Source organism: Psychrobacter sp. 1Y1, assembly GCF_051847395.2.
Classification (GTDB): domain Bacteria; phylum Pseudomonadota; class Gammaproteobacteria; order Pseudomonadales; family Moraxellaceae; genus Psychrobacter.
The window spans coordinates 2991055-3006188 of sequence record NZ_JBPYDF020000001.1; the positions used below are offsets into that span (position 1 = coordinate 2991055).

At 41.6% G+C, this 15134-nt stretch carries 10 protein-coding genes; 5 read left to right on the forward strand and 5 right to left on the reverse strand.

Annotated features, from left to right (window positions below):
- Window positions 1–239: 239 nt before the first annotated feature.
- On the reverse strand, window positions 240–896 hold the full coding sequence (locus ACS8FA_RS26570; protein WP_057761553.1) for a YiaD family glycine zipper/OmpA-like lipoprotein: 657 nt from the start codon (window positions 894–896) through the stop codon (window positions 240–242).
- 375 nt (window positions 897–1271) lie between these two features.
- Here ACS8FA_RS26570 and yihG point away from each other — a divergent pair, with 375 nt between their 5' ends.
- The 5 genes from yihG to minE all read left to right on the forward strand — a co-directional run bounded on the left by yihG (window position 1272) and on the right by minE (window position 6004).
- Window positions 1272–2234 (forward strand): 1-acylglycerol-3-phosphate O-acyltransferase, YihG family, encoded by a 963-nt coding sequence (gene yihG, locus ACS8FA_RS26575; RefSeq protein WP_238052816.1) that lies wholly within the window; start codon window positions 1272–1274, stop codon window positions 2232–2234.
- A 381-nt stretch (window positions 2235–2615) separates the two neighbouring features.
- Window positions 2616–3713 carry a hypothetical protein gene (locus ACS8FA_RS26580; RefSeq protein WP_439266338.1) on the forward strand — a complete coding sequence of 366 codons (1098 nt, stop codon included), beginning with the start codon at window positions 2616–2618 and terminating at the stop codon, window positions 3711–3713.
- A gap of 71 nt (window positions 3714–3784) precedes the next feature.
- On the forward strand, window positions 3785–4609 hold the full coding sequence (minC, locus tag ACS8FA_RS26585; protein ID WP_165597116.1) for a septum site-determining protein MinC: 825 nt from the start codon (window positions 3785–3787) through the stop codon (window positions 4607–4609).
- A 289-nt stretch (window positions 4610–4898) separates the two neighbouring features.
- Window positions 4899–5711, forward strand: a complete 813-nt coding sequence (gene minD / locus ACS8FA_RS26590) for a septum site-determining protein MinD (protein WP_057761560.1) — start codon at window positions 4899–4901, stop codon at window positions 5709–5711.
- A 2-nt stretch (window positions 5712–5713) separates the two neighbouring features.
- Window positions 5714–6004 carry a cell division topological specificity factor MinE gene (minE, locus tag ACS8FA_RS26595; RefSeq protein ID WP_057762631.1) on the forward strand — a complete coding sequence of 97 codons (291 nt, stop codon included), beginning with the start codon at window positions 5714–5716 and terminating at the stop codon, window positions 6002–6004.
- A gap of 85 nt (window positions 6005–6089) precedes the next feature.
- Here the strand turns inward: minE and ACS8FA_RS26600 are convergent, their stop codons facing one another.
- The 4 genes from ACS8FA_RS26600 to ACS8FA_RS26615 form a co-directional block, all read right to left on the reverse strand.
- Window positions 6090–6617 (reverse strand): cytochrome b, encoded by a 528-nt coding sequence (locus ACS8FA_RS26600; RefSeq protein WP_101206018.1) that lies wholly within the window; start codon window positions 6615–6617, stop codon window positions 6090–6092.
- 138 nt (window positions 6618–6755) lie between these two features.
- Window positions 6756–7253, reverse strand: a complete 498-nt coding sequence (locus tag ACS8FA_RS26605) for a hypothetical protein (RefSeq protein ID WP_439266334.1) — start codon at window positions 7251–7253, stop codon at window positions 6756–6758.
- A 17-nt stretch (window positions 7254–7270) separates the two neighbouring features.
- A complete protein-coding gene (locus ACS8FA_RS26610; protein ID WP_439266332.1) occupies window positions 7271–8266 on the reverse strand; it encodes a chemotaxis protein CheB in 996 nt (331 codons plus the stop codon).
- Window positions 8256–15131: an Hpt domain-containing protein gene (locus ACS8FA_RS26615; protein ID WP_439266330.1), complete on the reverse strand. Its 6876-nt coding sequence runs from the start codon at window positions 15129–15131 to the stop codon at window positions 8256–8258. The genes ACS8FA_RS26610 and ACS8FA_RS26615 overlap by 11 nt, the downstream gene beginning before the upstream one ends.
- Window positions 15132–15134 lie beyond the last annotated feature (3 nt).

Here is a 15134-nt window from a genome sequence, read left to right on the forward strand (position 1 = left end):
CATGCACATTGACTCTCAGTGCGCACGATAAGACGTTTAATATTGCATTAATAGCAAACACTGACAAATTATAGTGTTATTGATAATCATTATCAATATTTAATTTAATATTAACTTTATCTATCAATACTCAATGTTTTATTCAGACTGAAAACATAAAAAAAGAGCCAGCATATCGCTGACTCTTTTTAAAATATATGTGCTCAAATATCTAGCACATTATTAGTTATAGCTATTGATTAGTTTACGCTCTGTGGTGCATTAACTGTTAGCTCAACACGGCGATTTTGACCACGGCCATATTCAGTATTGTTGTCTGCGATTGGACGTGACTCACCGTAAGCAACAACGTTTACACGGTTTGAAGCAACACCGCGAGCTGTTAAGTAGTTAGCAACTGAGTAAGCACGATCACGTGACAGACCCATGTTATAAGATGCTGAACCTTTGCTATCAGTGTGACCAGCGATAGTAATTGTGTTTTGGTTGTACTGGTTCATCGTTGAAGCAAGCTTATCAAGCGTTGGCTTGAATGATGAGCTAAGGGTTGCATCATCAAATGAGAACGTGATGCTACCTGGCATAACCAAATCAATGTTACCAGTGGTTGGGTTCTGCTCAACAGTTACGCCTGTGCCAGCCATTTGCTGCTCAAGCTGACGAGCTTGACGCTCCATGTAGTAACCAACACCTGCACCTAGTGCTGCGCCGATAGCTGCATCACGACCAGTCTTGTCGCCGCCTGTTGCTTTTGAAATAGTTGCACCACCTGCTGCACCAACTAAACCACCTAGAGCAGCTTTATTTAGACGCTGTTGTCCAGTGTTTGGATCTGTTGTACAACCACTAAGTGCTAGACCTGATGCTACTGCTGCAATCATTAAAGTATTACGCATAATATTTCCTCTTAAGTTTAAAAAATCGTGCTTTTTATAAAGATTGTCCGTTAATCTTTTTTAAGTACTTATCTACATTCCCCATTATTATGGCAACTACAACCTATCTCTGTGTAATATTTTGTCATACCTATGTATGAGAAGTGCAGGTTATATTTCAATGATTTTATAGGTCAAATTTTCGCGCCTTGCTACCACTAGTCACGTTTACAACCGTACACTACAACATGTTTCTGCTAAAATTATATCGCTGAATTTGTCGGCTTTGAATAGTCATGATTTAAAGCTTTACGTTCATAATGTTACTGACTTGACTAGGACAGATTCAGCGACATACTGCTTATTATTAATCAGATAGACTGAAAAGGATTGAGCATGCGATTGACATCTACCATTCGAAAAATGCATAAACGTTCACCTAAACTGGGTAAAGCTGTGTCGCTTGCAACAGCTACTGGTGTGATCGCCGCCAACAGCTTCGGTGGTAGTATTCCTTTATGGCTAATGGGCGTCGGTAAAGTCATTACTGGCGCCTCTATTGCAGACAAAGCCATCATCAAAATTGCTACTCACTGGATAAGCAGCAACAGTGCCTTGATCGATAACATGTTGCCTCGCAAAGATTGGCGTATCAATCTACCGGACGATATTCATACTGATGGTAAATACCTACTGGTGAGCAACCACCAATCATGGGTCGATACCAGCATCGTGCAGTATATTGGCGAAAAACGTTTGCCACTTACGCGATTTTTTACCAAGTTTGAGCTGATTTACATCCCTATCGTTGGTCAAGCTTTTTACTTTTTAGATTTTCCAATGATGCGCCGACACTCAAAAGAAGCCATCGCCAAAAACCCTGCGCTAAAAGGCAAAGACATCGAAGAAGCCAAACGTGCCTGCGCCCTACTAAAAGACAAACCTTTTACCTTATTAAATTATTTGGAAGGTACTCGTTTTACCAAAGCCAAACAAGCTCAGCAAAAATCGCCTTATACGCACTTATTAAAACCTCGTGCAGGCGGATTATCATTGGCTATCAGCGCGCTAGGTGAAGATATCGATGGCATATTAGACATGACCATCGTATACCCTGATGGTGTGCCAAGCTATGGGGATCTTTGGAAAGGTAATATCAAACGCTTGGGCGTTGATTTGCGCTACATCGACATACCAGATGCGTTGTTCGAAAGTATCAAACAAGGTGGCTACGAAAATGATGAAGACACAAAAGCTCAAATGTTCGACTGGGTTGAACAAGTGTGGCGTCAAAAAGATGAACGCATTAGCACTATGTTGGCAGATTTTGAAACCAATCCTAAAACGCAAGATGCCTAACAATCATGAGCAGCCATATTAAACTGGCTGTCCGTTAAATTTTATCAAATACCAAGCACAGTCTATGCAAGCGCACTAAGTACTAAATATCGATGTAACAAACGTTAATGTAATAAGTATCGAGCACGAGATAAAAAGTTATTGGACAACAAAATTACGGGTACAAATGTCACAATAGTCATATCTTACTTATGATGTTTACTGTTAAAACAGCCATGCATCATAAGTAAATTTTAATCAAGGATGGGTTGTTTTTTAGCCTTATTCATTGATAATGTGACTAATCATGAACTCATAGATTTTCGACGTCTACTTTAATAGTAAATGGTAGTAAATATCGATTTCTGACCCATTCTTTGTGCCATTTATTACTTATAAGGTATGACTGTGCCCACCTCTACTACTAGCTCGCCGTTTGCTACCGAATCTGTTTTGAGTCAGCCTCCTTATCCAATAAGTGATGAGCCGCCAAAACCGAACCATCCAAAGCCGAGTCGCTTTAAGCTCACTTACGATATCGTCATGATTATTGCCATCAGTATTGATCTGCTATTGATCAGTATCGATGCTATTTTGATGAGCAATTTTAGTAGTAATGCTGCAGAATGGCTAACCATCAGTGAAGCGCTCAATTGGTATCAGAGCACTCTACATGATCCTCTACGCACTGCTGGAGGTTTTTTTACTATCTTTTTAGTCGTTGAGTTGTTATTGCGCTGGGCGATTGCTATTAAACAAAAAGTCTATTATCGCTGGTTCTTTTTCCCCTTTGTTCATTGGTACGAAGTATTAGGCTGTTTTCCGCAGCTACGTGCTTTACGACTGCTCCGAGCGGTCGTTATTGGACGACGTCTATATCAGCTTGGCTATCAAGTACTGCCGCAGACGTGGATCAACCGAATCAAGTTCTACATTGACCTACTGTTAGAAGAGCTCTCCGATCGCGTTATTTTGACAGCGATACAAAACTTTCGACAAGAGCTAACCAGTTCAGACACGCATAAATCATTCATCGAGTCGACGATTGCAAAAAATCGAAATGAGATTGAAGCAGCCGTATTATCCGTGCTGCGTACAGAGCTTGCACCAAAGCTGCAGGAACTGACTGCCTCATCAGGTGGCGGCAGTATATTGGCAAGCGAGATGGGCAATGCTATTGAAGAAGGATTGGCCAACACACCTGAGTTGCGCCGCTATCTACGCATGATACCTATCGCGGGCAGCCTGATTGAATCACAGCTGCATCACGTCGGGCACAATATCGGTGAGAACGTCGTAAATGCATTAAACAAGCGACTTTTAGACCCTAAGCGCTTGGATATATTAATGATGGAAATTGCTAGCGGTATTGCGCAAATAGATACCAATAATACAGCGCTAGATACTTTGATTTCTAGTATCATTGATGACAGTTTGACTGCGTTTGAAGCGCAAGTAAAAGTGCAGCAATGGAAGCACCAAGATATACTAAATCTATAGTTTAGCTATCTAATAGCATGACGTAATAAGAGACATAATACCGTGACAGAATTATTTTTAAGGGTTTGTATATGACAGTTTCAGCTAACGATAACCAGACTGCACCAGCGCTAGCTTTCTATGGCAAGATGCTGACGTTTTCACGCGTACAGTTTAGTACAAACGATCTAGCAGCTATAGAAGCTCAGCTAACTGAAACGCTCAGCAATAAATCGAGCAATATTCCTATCCTTATTGATAGTGACGTTGAGCAGGATTTATCAGCATTGGTAGAGCTGTTATGGGCATGGGGATTGCAGCCTATTGGCGTGGTGACAGGAGTGCTGGATGCGCAAGCACGTGAGCAACGCTTAGCGATATTTCCAGCAGATGGTAAGCGTATTGAACGTATATTACCAAGTAAAAAAGCCCCCATCCCTACTCAAAAGGCAGTAGAGAACAACAACGCCGAAGTAGTTAATGCTAATAGCGTCGATGATACTTCTACCACGAGCGAACCTGCTACTGAAACGACACTATCTAATATGCCAACCGAGACATTGGTAAGTACCCAGCATATTACTAGCTTAATCTATGATCAAATGCTGCGTTCAGGACAAAGCCTCAATCACGTTGGTGGCGACTTGATTTTGACCAGTAGTATCAATAGCGGCGCTGAAGCGATTACTGACAATAGCTTACATGTATATGGCCGTGCACAAGGACGTTTGGTGGCAGGTGCAACAGGGGATAAAGATGCCCGTATATTTTGCCAAGTCTTTAATCCGTCATTGGTGTCAGTAGCAGGAACTTACTGCTTACGAGACAACTTACCTGAGCATGTCATCGACAAGTCGGTACAAGTAAAATTTGTAGAAGGCGAAGGCTTAGTGTTTACCGTGATGGATGAAGCTTAAGACGCCATTAAAAATAATACACGGTGAAGTGACTTTATAGAAAACTAAGGTAGTTAAGCTGCTCTATTCAACAAGCCAAAAAGCATGACTATGACCCTACCAATACCACGCAGAGAGGCTAATTGAGCGATACATAGGTTGTTTTTCTGCTTTAGTATCGAGCTGCTATAAATTTTTGTTTATTTATGCTAGGCTAGCTTCGAAGATAGTGTATATATGTTAGGTGAATAACATGTAATTTTGCTATTTATATAAAAGATATCCCATTGATTCATAGGAGTGTGCCATTGTGGCGAAGATAGTTGTAATCACTTCAGGTAAAGGCGGTGTGGGTAAAACCACGACAAGTGCTTCTTTTGCCGCTGGTTTGGCGTTACGTGGCTATAAAACAGTTGTTATCGACTTTGATGTAGGTCTACGTAATCTAGACTTAATCATGGGTTGCGAAAACAGAATTGTTTATGACTTCGTTGATGTCATCACTGGAAACGCGCGTTTGTCGCAAGCACTTGTCAAAGACAAACAGCTTGAAAACTTATATATCCTGCCAGCCAGTCAGACGCGTGATAAAGACGCATTGACAGACGAAGGGGTATCAGAGGTAATGGCTGAGCTCTCTAAACAGTTTGACTATATTATTTGTGACTCGCCTGCTGGTATTGAGCGCGGTGCACAGCTAGCGATGTATCATGCGGATGAAGCTATTATTGTCACCAACCCTGAAATCTCTTCAGTGCGTGACTCAGATAGAATCATCGGTATTCTACAAAGTCAGACGAAAAAAGTAGAAGAGAACCAAGGGACTGTTCGCGAGCATTTGATTATCACTCGTTATAATCCTGAACGTGCGGCTGCCAATGAGATGATGGATATTGATACTATCTCAAATGATATCCTAAAAGTTCCACTACTTGGGGTTGTTCCTGAGAGCCATTCAGTGCTTGAAGCGTCCAACCATGGCGAACCAGTTATCCATTATACCGACTCTGTGGCTGGTCAATGTTATGAAGACATTGTCGCCCGTTTCTTGGGTGAAGAGCGTCCATTACGTCATATTGACGTGAAGAAAAAGAGTCTATTACAGCGCTGGTTTGGGGGATAATGATGACTAAGAAAAAAGGATTTTGGAGTAGCCTATTTGGTACTGACGACAACAGTAACGCAGGTAGCGCAAATTTAGCAACTGAGCGTTTAAAAGTTATCGTTGCTAGCGAAAACAGATTGAACAATCGCTTAACGGTTGATCGCATCGAAAAAATGAAACGTGAAATCTTAGAAGTTGTGAACAAATACGTTAACGGTGTGCAGATTGATGATGTCAATATTAACCATCGTTCTGAAGACAGCTTAGATGTGTTAGAGATGAATATCAATTTACCTGAGCATAAGAAATAGCATTCTAACAGTACGTATTTCTACAATGAATAAAAAAAGCCCCAAGTTTGATACTTGGGGCTTTTTGATGTTTATCGATTATAGATTATTTCATACGGGCAATGAGATTGTCTTTTTTGACAAACTGATGGTATAGCGCGGCGGCTATATGCAAGACCGTAAAACCAATAATCATTGGCCAGATAATCTCAGTATGCAAGTTATTGTAAAAACGAGCCAAACTTCTATCTGGGGTCACGAATACAGGTATCTGAAAAATACCAAAAATATCGACTGGTCGACCGCCATATACTGCCATCAATAAGCCAACCATTGGCATAGCAATCAGTATGGCATAGAGAGCAAAATGTGACAGCTGAGATACGAGCATTTGCCATTTTGGCATAGCTAACGGTGGTGGCGCCTTAGTAAAAACGCGGTTGATGACTCGAGCAATCATCCAGAATAATAAGCTCACGCCGAACGCTTTATGGTATCCAATAAACATATTGCTATCTAAATTCTCATATAGCAGTATCATTATCCATGTGGCTAACAGTAAGGCTGCACTAATCCAATGAAAAATACGGCTACTAACCGACCACTTTGATACATTCGAGTTGGCATTATTCATGAGTGACTCTACTACCTTTATCAGGAATTATCTCTAATCAGTTTTATAAGCCAGCTAATGCTCTTCAACAGATGAAGTCATTAACATTACTGGCTTACTATTTATAGAACGGAGAATACCTTAAATAGCGATAAGAATCTAGCTATCCGAATCAATCAGGTGATAGGCAATTTTATCCAAATCTGGCACTAAGTAGATTTCGTCATCAATCATCACTGTTTGATATAGGTAGGATGAGACGTCATTTTTATTAAAGTACTCTTCCCTATCTTCGCCATTGGCAGTACTAAACTGTTCATGTGTCTCTACATCTTTGACTTCAGAAATTCGTGCTTGCAGCTGACGCAAATCACCTGCTGTCTGTAAGGCAAAACGGTGATCAGTCGTATTACCTTCCAAAACAACCATTTTGTCTGGGATTTGATCTTGCAGTAGCAAATGAAATACAGCCAAATCTTGCTGTTGCCAGTCGTACCTAGAAACCTGCTGCTGGGACTCATCCACACTCAAAATTAGGCTACTTGGAATGATCCAGTCCGGCTGGTTAACTGCTGGAACAATAGTGACGTCAAGCATACCGTTGTTGGTAGTCAACAGACTCACAGCCTCAAACGAATGTTTTAAAATTTGTGTCATACGTCACTCGCAATAAGTTAATGTGAATGGCTATCTGCCCTTTCACCAATGTAATCGGTTAGTTTTTTTGCCAAATCGGTAGGACTACCAACAAAATTGCAATGCCCTGAGTCAATGATAGCCTGAGGTTGACTTGGACATGCGCTTAATCTCGGATCTTGTGCCCATAATTGACTGTTATTATCTTGGATTAAATCTAGATACTGAGAGCCATCATTACCCATACCTGAAAATATAATATTAATAAGCTCGCTACCATGAACATCGCTAGTATTTTTGAGCAGCTGTCCGATTGCAGGCTTATATTCACCATGCCAATCTTGATCCAATAGTATCACGCGACCTGTTGAATCGCAGACAACCTGCTTATCAATAGGGACTATCAGACACTCTCCTGCTCGTAGCCGCTGTGAAGAAGCGATAATCTTACAGCGCCAGTCATTGTGACGGTTAAGTATGCGGGGCAACGTACCAATCATGGCCTGATTGAAATGATGCGCCAATAAAATACAAATTGGCAGTGTGGCTGGCACATTATCTAAGAATTCTTTAACCGCACTAGGGCCACCCATAGAAGCACCCAAAAATACGACATAATGCCAGTCAGTATCAGCACTCTTGTAAGCTGGAGCATCTACCAATATTGGCAAGTCAAGCAGTTGAGCAAATTTACGCTTTAACTTACGCTGCCATTTTGCATATTCTTGTGATTCGTTTAGGTACGGAGCCTGACTGAAGCCAACCAGTACTGCTGCTGGTTTGGATGCCACCGTCGCTATTGCCACACTGTCATCATAATCACTGTCTATCAGCCAAATATCGATAGCTGCGTGAGACAGCGCGTGTGCGTCCTGCCACTGTGCTCGTGAAACGCAACCGACTAGCGTAAAACCGAAACCACGTACCGTATCTGAAAAAGCCATGCGTTGACGGTGGTCTTCTGCCACCACCATCACTTTAATATCGTCTTTATTTTTTTTTCGCAGTGCTAAAACACGTGCATTATCCTTCATTAGTCAGGCTAACCCCTTCACCTAGTAATTTTTGCATTTTATCAAGCAGTTCTTTTTCTTGGAATGGTTTGCCCATGTAGTCATTTACGCCAATCTCTAGGGCCCGCTCACGATGCTTTTCGCCAGTACGTGACGTTATCATAATAATTGGAATTTGCTTTAGACGATTGCTATGCCTGACTTGAGTGGCGACCTCGAAGCCGTCCATACGAGGCATTTCGATATCAAGCAATATCATGTCTGGTGTCATATCTTGCAATATCTCAATTGCGTCAATACCATCTTTAGCGACTGCCACATTGAACCCTTGGCGCTCTAAGAAACGTGAGGTTACTTTACGTACCGTCACGGAGTCATCGACGACTAGAATGGTAGATTTAGACTCTATACGTCCTCTTTTAGCATCAGCAGCTTTCGTAATATTCTTGACCAATTGCGCATTACGCATAAGGGCAATCAAATCTAAGATGAGCATGACCGAGCCATCACCCATAATAGTAGCAGCTGAAACCCCTAGAATATTTGATAACTGTTGGCCTAAAGGTTTGACAACAACTTCTATGCGCGAACCTGCAATCTGATCCACTTGCAAAGCGATATTCTGTCCAGTACGGTTTTTAATAATGATAAGCGGTAAGCTGGTATTGGTATTTACCACCAACTCATTTAACTTATTGCCTGATAAAATTTCATTTAGATAACGTACTCGATACTCAGTGTCTTCAAAATTCAATGTGGCATCATTTGATTGATAGTAGTCATAGAGCTTCTCTGGATTCATTCGAACCACGCGCTCAATCTGTACCAATGGAATCGCATAGTAGCGATCTGCAGCACGAACAACCAACGCGTCAGACACGGCTACCGTCAGTGGTAGACGCATTGTGAAACTTGAGCCTTTACCCAACTCTGAAACGACGGATACCGCTCCACCTAGTTGACGAATTTCACTAATAACAACGTCCATACCAACGCCGCGTCCAGAAATCTGAGTCACTTGCTGACTAGTACTTAATCCAGCGTTGAAAATATATTGCATAATATCAAGGTCTGATAGACTATTATCATCTGCATCAATTAGACCCTGAGAGATGGCTTTACTACGTACTGCTTCAACATCAATACCTCGCCCATCATCTGTTAATTGAATGACGATTTCACTACCTTCACGACGGACCTCAAGGGTGATACGACCGCTACGCTCTTTGCCTGACTTCAGACGGGTTGACGTGGTTTCAATACCATGGTCGACAGCATTACGTAACATATGCTCAAGCGGTGACGTAATGCGCTCTAGGATGGTTCTATCCATCTCGTCATCAGCATTAACAATGGTCAGTTCAACAGACTTATTAAGCTCGTTAGCTGTTTGACGTACGATACGTTCAAGACGTGGTGTCAAGCGTGTAAATGGCACCATACGTGAATTCATCAAACCATCTTGCAGTTCAGTCTGGGTACGAGACAACTGTAGCAGCAGGCTTTCGCTATCACGTGTCTTTTCTAATAATGTATGATTAATATCAACCAAATCTGAGGCCGACTCTGTTAAAGATTTAGACAGCTGATTCAAAGATGAGTATTGATCCATCTCTAGAGGGTCAAAGTCTTCATTATCGATGAGTTCCTCATCTATTTGAGATAGAATCTGTGCTTCTAGCTCGATCTCCATACGACGTAGCTGATCTGCCAAACGTTGTACTGTCGTACCCATCTCTTCAATACTGTTTGTTAGACTACTGATACCCATATCGATACGAGCACGGTTAATCGCTGACTCACCAGATAAATTAATCATGTGCTCAATCAAACCACCCGAGATACGAATCATCTCATTGCTACTAGCGCTCTGATCTTCCTCATGAGTATCTCTAAGCATAGACGGCATTTCACTGATATCTTTTGCAAGATACTGCGAATCTTGGTTTTCTTTGGCAATCAAGATTGCTTCACGCTGGGCTTGTAGAGACTCTTTAGGTATCGTTTTTAGGCTATCAGGGTTTCTACCAAATTGCTCCAACGCTTCAATTAACAGCGTAGGCGTCGGTGGGTTAACATGTTGTTGAAGAATAAATACTGCATCAGCTAGCCAGTCATGACTTGCAACCAGCAACTCTAATACTTTTTTGGTGGCTGGACGTCGATTACTAACAAAATCTGTATAGACTGACTCCATTTCGTGAGCTAAGTCAGCGATACCAGAGGCAGTGACCATGCGTGCGCCACCCTTTATGGTATGCAAGTCACGTTGGAGCGCTTGTAACGCTGTAGTATTACTCGTATCTTTTAAGAACAAGTGTAGATACTTATTACGATTGGTAAGCTCTTCTGCCTCTTCTAAAAATACCGCTAATATATCAGGATCAGGAAGTCCGTTAGCCCATGATTGTTTAATCATGCTATCCAGACTTAGGGTACTCAATACCTCGTTATCACTGTCAACAACATTGGCAGCAATGCTACGCTCTGTAGGTTCAAAGTGATTTTTTGGTACTGGTATGACTAGATCGACTACCTCTGGTAACGTTTTTGCTTTTTCAAGCTGATGCAACTGTTCAATTAGCTCTGGAGTAAAGAAAGATTTCTTATGACTCACAATATGCATCACTTGTAGTGACATCGTATCTTGCACCATTTGCATGATTTCAAGCCACTGCGCGGTTGGCGCTCTTCGGTTCTCTACAAACGACTCATAGACGCTTTCTGCTTCGTGGGTTAAATCACCAATACTACGGATACCGGCCATCCGTGCACCGCCTTTAATCGTGTGCAAATGACGCTGTAGAACTTTCAGCGCATTGATATTGGTGATATCGGCCCGCCATTTATTGAAGCTTTCATCTAGTGCAGTATCAAGCTCTTGTGCTTCTTCTAAAAATATCTCTAATAGCTCGATATCAGTATCAATGGTTTCGAACTGTAGCTCAGTTGCTGGAACAACTCTAACGATGAAACCGAGGTCCTCATTGTCATTACTTTCTTGATAGATACTCTGTAGTTCATCAATGACTTGTTTATCTATTTTTAAGGAGGTACTTCCAGCTAAGGCATCGAACAAGCCAATCAGCTGAGCATGACCTGCATGCAATATCGCTTGAATGTCTTGATTTTGAGCTTTATCGATATGATTACTTAAGTAGCGATACGCATTACCCAGCTCATCTAAAATTGTGACAAATTTTGGAAATGCTTGCGCTTTTTCCATAAGAGAAGCTATTTGAGAGATTTGCTGCTCTATATAGTCTTGAATATGCTCTATCTCAGTATGATTCAACGCATCATCTAATTCCCACTCAGCATCGAGCAACGTATCAATATTACTGTCTAATAACTCTTCTATCGTCGGTTTCTTATTGGTCATGACAGTAGTGTCATTAGCCACGTATTGCTCATCAAGCATGGCCTGCAATGATGCTATATCATGCTGACTCTGCGACCCATCGTCCTCTGTTGATGCATCGTGCGGCTCTATATTTTGCTTATAGTTATTTAGATAACCCTCTATTAGTGTGGCTGACTGGGCCAATGCTGCTAAGTGCTGAGCATTCATGCCTATATCTTGTTGTTGTAATGACTCCAAGCTATGCTCGATGGTCGCACTGACTTCGCTGATAGCGGCCAAAGCACTAGAACCAGAAGCACCGCGCAAAGTATGAAATGCGCGTACGATTTCATCTGTGATTTCTATATGATGCTGTTCTCTATTGTCTTTGACAAACTGCTCGATACAATCAAGCAACTCTTCTGCTTCATCAATAAAGATCTTACAAAATGCTTTTTCTTCTTCAGTTTGAGGAGTAAGGACAACTGCTGCCTCTGCCATTTTTTCATTGACCGAATGAAAGGTCTGTAAGGTAGAGTCTATAGCTTCATTACTGTTGTCATCATAAGCATTGCCAGTCTCAGCCGTATCAGACCATGGCGTTGTTTCTTCCATCTCATCTATAGAACTACTTACTGACTGTGCAAACAAAGCAGCATAGCTAAATCCATTACCCTGCTGCTTGCTATACGCATCAGCACACGCAATCCACACTGGAACTACAGCTGGATAGTCTTGAGTACCCTGTTCAAATGCTACAAGCATCTTGGGGTAAGCTGCCAGTACATCTATAATCAACTGACGCATATCAGCTGAGATAGCGACACTGTTATCTAAAATACGGTTGAGCATGTTTTCTATAGACCATGCTAGTTCAGCTGTATAGTTAGCGCCTACCATGCGGCCAGAACCTTTCAAGGTATGGAAACCACGGCGAATATCTGTCAAGCCCTCTAGATCGGTCGAGTTTTTCTGCCAGCTTTCATACAACGGCATAATTTCTGCCAATACTTCATTGGCCTCTTCTATAAATATCTCTTTGATATCAGGGTCTGCATCGTCGGCATCAGCTGGTAGTTGGTTAGTCTCTCTAATAAAAGGTGCAAGACTCTCTGGAATATCTAATGTAGATAGATATTCGTTGGTATTTGCTTCCTTGTTATTCGAGTCAGTGACTAACTCAGTACTATCGTTATTAGGATCAGTATCAACATCATCAATCTCTAGTAGCGATTTTTCTAATTCTGCATCATCTGACATAAGCTCTTTAGGAGCAAGTTCAGCTAGCGTCAGTCCAGTGTTGACCGGCTGCTGATTCATAAGATTGCTACTTTGTAAGATAGCAATCGCAGGGTCAAAGCTTGGTGGGCGCTGCGCTGAAAAATCTGCTACCAATTCTGGTAGAATTTTTGTGGTATCAACCACTAGATTTACAACATCATCTGTTACTGGCAATGTTTTATCTAATAAACGATTGAGTAGGTTTTCGATTGACCATGCTATCTCGCTGATACTAAAGGCACCAACCATACGACCTGAGCCTTTTAGAGTGTGAAAACCTCTACGCACTTCAGTCAACGGTGTTAGATCTTGTGAGTCTTGCGCCCAGATAGGAAGGAAATCTTCAAGATCAGTGATGATTTCGGTCACTTCTTCGATAAAGATATCGTGGACATCTTCATCTGTTTCGAAGTTATCAGGCTTCACGTGTTCACGAGCCTGCTTTAGTGCATCACTTTCAGTATTGTTGGACAGACTCACACTATCTTGTTCAACTACATTTGCATCGTCTACATTAATAACAGGTTTGATCTCACCACTATCATCGTAACGTACAACATTCGTCGCAGCTGACTCTTGAGCGAATACAGTCTCGTTAATCGTTTCTGGTGATACGATATCAGTATCAAGAAGCTGTGTTGCTCTGGCCGTATGTTCATTTGCTAAAGTGAGCAACTGCTGGTCGAAAACCTGCTGCGCAAGATAATCAAGTAATAGCTCAATAGACGTTAAGCTTTCAGCCAACGCCTGCACCAAACTCCAGCTCGGGGTAGTAATATTACGAGTAGTTAACTGTGCAAATAGACTACCGATATCATCCATAGTATGACGGATTTCTGGCAATTCCATATCATCAAAAGCTTGACCAATACTGGTAAAATCAGTAGACGCTGGTAATAACCCAATATCTTGATGTTGTATATAGTCGTTGAAATTTTGCTTTATCTCTTCTACTGCAATTCGAAGCTCACGTAGGCCATCATCGGTAGGAATAGAGCCATGATTGCCTGTTAATTCTGTCTCGTTACTATTTATCACTTCAGGCAAAGTAGCGAAAGAGGTCGCATCACCAATCTTAAGTGAAATAGTTTGTTCAGTACTATAAATAGCGTTATATAACTCTTGCAGCTTGCGTTCAATTTGCCACTGCTCTTGCGCAAAACTTGTTTCTGATACGAGAGACTGTTTCAAATCTGCAAGGATTGATTCCACCTGAGACACATAGTAAGTCCAGCCTCGGTTTTTGAGCTGTTCTCTGATATGTTGTAAAGGAGCTACCAAGCTATCTGGCTCATCTAACTTGAAGATAAGCGCATCGAGCTGAGTTAATAATTGCGGTAAAAAACGAGACGCTGTCGTAGTGCTTTGAGATACTTTATCCAAAATAGACTGAGTACGTTTGCTACTGTGCGCTAGATAACTCAATTCGACATAGATTGCGGTGGTCAATCTTACGACTATAGTTGAAGGTACTTCATTTGACTGGGCACAAGATTCTATAACTTGATCAAGTTGACCTAATAATGGTGCATAACGCTCAGGAAGTGGCGTCTCATTTTGGGCCAGATCACTTAGCAATAACTCAGTCAAACACCATAGTCTTTGTAAACCACTATCTTGTGTAGTCTGCTTAAGATACTGGCTAGCTTTCTCTAAGGTACTGAGTGCTGATGACTGATTTGTATTAGTGATCAGTAAGGCTTGTACTTGCTGACGCCATACGAGTAGCAACTGCTGACACTGTTCACTTGTCAAGCTAGCGGTAGCTTGTTCTGTCAGCACGGCGGCTTCAATACTATTGATAATATTTTCGTTATTCGCATGATCATTCATGTATTCATGCTGAATATCACTAATGTTTACAAGAATGTCAGTTTCTATATCTCGTTGAGACAAAGCTTGGGTCAGCTCATCAATTGCTCTACTTATCAGGCCTACATGATATTTCCCTGTATGCGCATACTGATTGATCTCTCGTTGTAATAATCGATGAGAGAACTGACCTATACGGCGCTCTTTAATAGAAAAATCATCACAACTTTGTAATCCTGCGAGTTGACTCAACTTGCTAGCAACATTTGCTAGTAAAGGAAGTTTGAGCATGATGAGCGCACCACTAACCTGATGATAACTTAATGTCAGTTGCTCATGGTCGATGCTAGATTCACCTAATTGCCAACCGTCAGATATCTGTGTTAACTGCTGATTGAATAATGGTAGCAACCACTGAAACGTCACTATGTCATTGGGCTGGTTTTTCATAGG